The sequence below is a fragment of the Vibrio sp. 10N.222.55.A1 genome (assembly GCF_041473835.1).
Lineage (GTDB): Bacteria > Pseudomonadota > Gammaproteobacteria > Enterobacterales > Vibrionaceae > Vibrio > Vibrio crassostreae_C.
The window spans coordinates 1-4,527 of the sequence record NZ_JBFRSX010000047.1 but is presented as its reverse complement, the minus strand read 5'-3'; the positions used below and the strand labels follow the sequence as shown (position 1 = coordinate 4,527).

The following is a 4,527-nucleotide window of genomic DNA, read 5'->3' as shown; positions in this document are numbered from 1 at the left end:
CGAGGCACCATTATTTGGTGCTTAACAAATAATGGTCTTTATAGACCTGATGTTGACACAAATAATTCCCCTTTAGTTCAGTTGGTAGAACGGCGGACTGTTAATCCGTATGTCGCAAGTTCAAGTCTTGCAAGGGGAGCCACATTCAAGAAAGCCAAGTCGAAAGACTTGGCTTTTTTTCGTTTGAACAAAAACAAACTCTATTCAATATACACATCAGCTCCTCACTAACTCTTAATCAGTCTCGATAAATTGAGTTATCTCCTTTTAGTACTCTTACTACAGCAGTTGATTCTAAGTTCTATAAAGCATATCCACTACAACAGAACCAACGCCTTATAAAGTTCATGACCCGCTAATATTCACATTAAAACAAATAGAACCAAGTCCTGTTACTTTTTTTTCTTCGAAAATTTAATCCCTATCATACTTTGATGTCTTTCTAGTATCTGCCTTACACCACTTAGATTAAGATTCGATGAATTATACCTAATACTAATTATTGAATCGCTGCGCGGGGAAATATGAAACTAAAAACGCAAGCTTACTTATTATCGGGCATCATCTTGATCGCCCTGCTAGCACTGACGGCTACAGGCTTATGGACCTTAAGAGTTGCTAGCAACATGGACAACAAAGCTCGCGTAACAGAGCTGTTTAAGAGCGCATACAGCATTCTTACTGAAGTCGAAAAAATGGCGATTGATGGCACACTAGAAGAAGAGCAAGCCAAGCAACTAGCTACTCGCCTTCTACGCAACAACATCTATAAAGATAATGAATATGTTTACGTAGCCGATGAGAACATGACGTTTATCGCGACACCATTAGATCCTCAACTGCACGGAACCAGTTTTAACGACTTTAAAGATGGCGACGGCAATAGTGTTGGGCAGCTAATCCAAAGAGTACTTGGTAATCGTACTGGCGAGATCATTGAGTACACCTGGACACAAAAACTGCCAGATGGAACGATTGAAGAAAAACTGTCTATTGCAGAGAAAACGCCACATTGGGGTTGGGTTGTCGGCACTGGTATCGGGTTCAATGAAGTTAACGCTCGTTTTTGGTCTACTGCTCAATGGCAGCTATTCCTTTGTGTCGTGATTGCTGGTCTTATTCTGGCGAGCCTAATTGTATCCATTAAACGCATGCTAGCGCTTCTTGGCGGCGAACCTAAAGACGTACGAGAAGCAGTACAAGCCGTAGCACAAGGTCGAATTCAAACCTCTTTCGAAACTCAGGCAATTGACGGCAGTATCTATCACGCCGTACAACAAATGAGTAAGTCATTGGCTGAGCTAGTATCAAACCTTGACGCTTCAATGCTGGCATTAAGAGGCGAACTGCAGCGCGTAGAAGATCGCGCTGGGTCAATTGGTCAACTGACAGACACCCAACAGCAATCAACAGAGATGATCGCGACAGCAATGACCGAGATGGCCTCTTCAGCCAATAACGTAGCTGCTTCAGCTAGCGATACCGCGCGCAACACCGACGAGGCCGACAAACAGAGCCAGCATACCCAACAACTCATTCACAACACAGTAGATAACATTCAAGGCTTAGCAGGCCAACTAGGCACAGCAAGCGAAGCTGTCGCTAACCTAGATAACGATGTAAACAACATTGCAAAAGTATTGGATGTGATTGGTGATATAGCGGAGCAAACTAACCTATTGGCACTAAATGCAGCCATTGAAGCAGCTCGAGCTGGCGAACAAGGTCGTGGATTTGCTGTTGTAGCAGATGAGGTTCGTAACCTTGCAGGCAGAACACAATCGAGCACAAAAGAAATCCAATTAATGATTAATAACCTTCAAGAGGGATCTCGCAACGCAATTCAAACCATGGAAGTGTGTGCCGCGACCAGTGAAAGCACCGTAACAGAGTCTCAAAACGCCTCTGAAGCACTACAACAGATTGTTGTCGCATTAGAGTCCATTTCATCAATGAGTCATCAAATCGCAACAGCGGCCGCTGAGCAGACTCAGGTGAGCGATGATATATCGAAGCGTATCAATATGATCGAAGAGAGCGGTAACCAACTGAGCAATGTCGTAACAGAAAGTCATAACAGCACCCAAACTCTTGCCTCTCTTTCCAACGAATTAGAAGCTTGGGTTAATAGGTTTGAAGTAAAACACTAAACTCCCTAGAAAATTTTCAAATAAAAAAGCACGTTTTCATACGTGCTTTTTTTATTTCGGCGCCCATTCAGTGTAGTTAACCGTAGTTTTACTATCTTTTAGGGCATGCTAGACCTAGGTTTTTCACCCCAAATGAGCAAAAACAACCCACTAAGTATAGAAAAACATCAAACGATACTTTTTTTGCAATTTAATGTTGACCCAGAACGCGAAAACACGTTTAATACACCTCGTCGCCCGGATAGCTCAGTCGGTAGAGCAGAGGATTGAAAATCCTCGTGTCGGTGGTTCGATTCCGCCTCCGGGCACCACAATTTATTTGTTGGTGTCTTAGACAACAACAGTAAAGCACAAAGAAATATTATGTGCCGACTTAGCTCAGTAGGTAGAGCAACTGACTTGTAATCAGTAGGTCACCAGTTCGACTCCGGTAGTCGGCACCATTTCTTTAAAGCTTTAAGAATAATTCCCCTTTAGTTCAGTTGGTAGAACGGCGGACTGTTAATCCGTATGTCGCAAGTTCAAGTCTTGCAAGGGGAGCCAAGTTAATCATCAAGCATAAGCTTTTTGATTCATGATGCCGACTTAGCTCAGTAGGTAGAGCAACTGACTTGTAATCAGTAGGTCACCAGTTCGATTCCGGTAGTCGGCACCATTCTCTTGATTAGAGACTAAACAATCAATTCCCCTTTAGTTCAGTTGGTAGAACGGCGGACTGTTAATCCGTATGTCGCAAGTTCAAGTCTTGCAAGGGGAGCCAATTAAAAAAAGCCGCATCATTGATGCGGCTTTTTTGCATTTAAAGATCCTAACTTATTAATACAACTACCCTCACCTTTCAAATATCGTATTCAATTCAGAAACCAACCGTTTTTATATCCTTCCAAAGCTACAAATCTTCGCTACTTAATGCTCTTCAAAATCTCCCAACAACAAACGACACATTCACGTAAGAGTCAGTCACAGTACGTTGCTACTCATTTTATTGACTAGGAGATCGGTTGAAAAAATCAATACTAAGTTTGGAGGTAAGAAAGCTAAATAACGAATCAAGTAAGCGCTGAAAAGCTCTGTAAGACACTTCAATCCAAATTGATACACAGATTACTCTTTATCAAAACTATCCACTACAATAGCGCCCATAGAGGCTGGCATTGAAATAACAATCACTCTTTTGATCGATACGACGGGATCACTCAATAGAGGTAATTTGTCCAGGCAAGTCAGTACCAAAGCAACGACCAATGCCGTCATAACATAAGCAATCACTATTCTGAAAATAAACACCGGCAACCGAGCAACAACATCTTTTTGAAAGACACTCTCATACGTATAGAAGCCTAAGAACACCGCAGACAGTAAAAATAGCAGCAATAGATTAGCGGTAGGTAAAGTCTCCCCTAACTTCCAAGCCTCTTCAGAAAAAGAAATCGGCACGGCCAAGGCAAAAGATCCCACAAAGATCTGGCTCGCATCTTCAAAGTTAAAACTCAATTTCATAATTCGACCCATTAGGTTTAAGGCTTTATCTAATTCTGAAAAGAATCACAAAACTATCCGCCGATGATTTGGGGGATTTTTATTTCTACTAAGCAAACAGTAGTGACCTTCTAGCTTCATCTTAGTCGCAATAACCAAAACATAGCTTGAACTAACCAGCAAGAAATCAATATGCTCAGAGCAAAACGGTCAACACGACTGATTAATATCGAGTCAACAAACACATCAAAATCGAAGACAGAGTGGTAACCCCTAATATACCAGCACCTAGAACCAAAGAATCTAAATCCGCAGGGTGATAAACGTCACTTCACGAATACGAGGGATGCTCTATTTCTTAGCTTATATACCCCTCAGGCACTACTTGGGAACACACTTAGCGACTCTCACCTTTAAGCTGAATCTAGCCTACTTTCACCCTTTGAAGTACTTAGAACGAGTCGCTCAATACCATCGAGAGTGGTTTTAAGCTCAATGCATAACAAGAGACATTAAGTCGACTCATTATGAGCTCTAGCGTTCTTAAGAGAAGCCTCCATGATAGAGCCCTAATTACACGTATCCTATAGATTCACAGATAGAGCAGAAGTCAGATTTCGTAGCCGAAAGGCTGTTAACCAATACTGAGAGCCGCTCACTTAATAAAGGAAACATCTACAGCGCGTATGGCTCGAGTATCTGAATGCTAAACTTAAAGCTATATACGTTTGAAATCATGCTCGAGTCACCTCACAGCTGGAATCAGAAATGATGTAGTCCTAATCATGAGTTGGTTTTGGGGAACACCTGAGCTAAGAGCTGTGGGCTGCGGGAAAATCTTTTGTGTAAGTTATTCGACTGACGTGCGAAACACTATGATTTATACCAATTAAAGTAA

2 protein-coding genes and 6 tRNA genes are annotated in these 4,527 nt (G+C 41.9%); 7 read left to right on the top strand and 1 reads right to left on the bottom strand.

What is annotated here, in order from left to right; translation table 11 throughout:
- The first annotated feature begins 66 nt into the window (after window positions 1-66).
- The 7 genes from AB4493_RS15105 to AB4493_RS15075 all read left to right on the top strand — a co-directional run bounded on the left by AB4493_RS15105 (window position 67) and on the right by AB4493_RS15075 (window position 2,910).
- Window positions 67-142 (top strand) — tRNA-Asn (locus AB4493_RS15105).
- Between the two features lie 382 nt (window positions 143-524).
- A complete protein-coding gene (locus tag AB4493_RS15100; protein ID WP_017062210.1) occupies window positions 525-2,150 on the top strand; it encodes a methyl-accepting chemotaxis protein in 1,626 nt (541 codons plus the stop codon).
- 235 nt (window positions 2,151-2,385) lie between these two features.
- Window positions 2,386-2,461 (top strand) — tRNA-Phe (locus tag AB4493_RS15095).
- 56 nt (window positions 2,462-2,517) lie between these two features.
- A tRNA-Thr gene (locus AB4493_RS15090) sits at window positions 2,518-2,593 on the top strand.
- A 24-nt stretch (window positions 2,594-2,617) separates the two neighbouring features.
- Window positions 2,618-2,693, top strand: a tRNA-Asn gene (locus AB4493_RS15085).
- A gap of 36 nt (window positions 2,694-2,729) precedes the next feature.
- A tRNA-Thr gene (locus tag AB4493_RS15080) sits at window positions 2,730-2,805 on the top strand.
- 29 nt (window positions 2,806-2,834) lie between these two features.
- Window positions 2,835-2,910: transfer RNA gene (locus tag AB4493_RS15075), tRNA-Asn, on the top strand.
- Window positions 2,911-3,254: 344 nt separating this feature from the next.
- Here the strand turns inward: AB4493_RS15075 and AB4493_RS15070 are convergent.
- Window positions 3,255-3,650, bottom strand: coding sequence for a DUF2391 family protein (locus AB4493_RS15070; RefSeq protein WP_017060180.1), 396 nt, complete (start codon window positions 3,648-3,650; stop codon window positions 3,255-3,257).
- Between the last annotated feature and the right edge of the window lie 877 nt (window positions 3,651-4,527).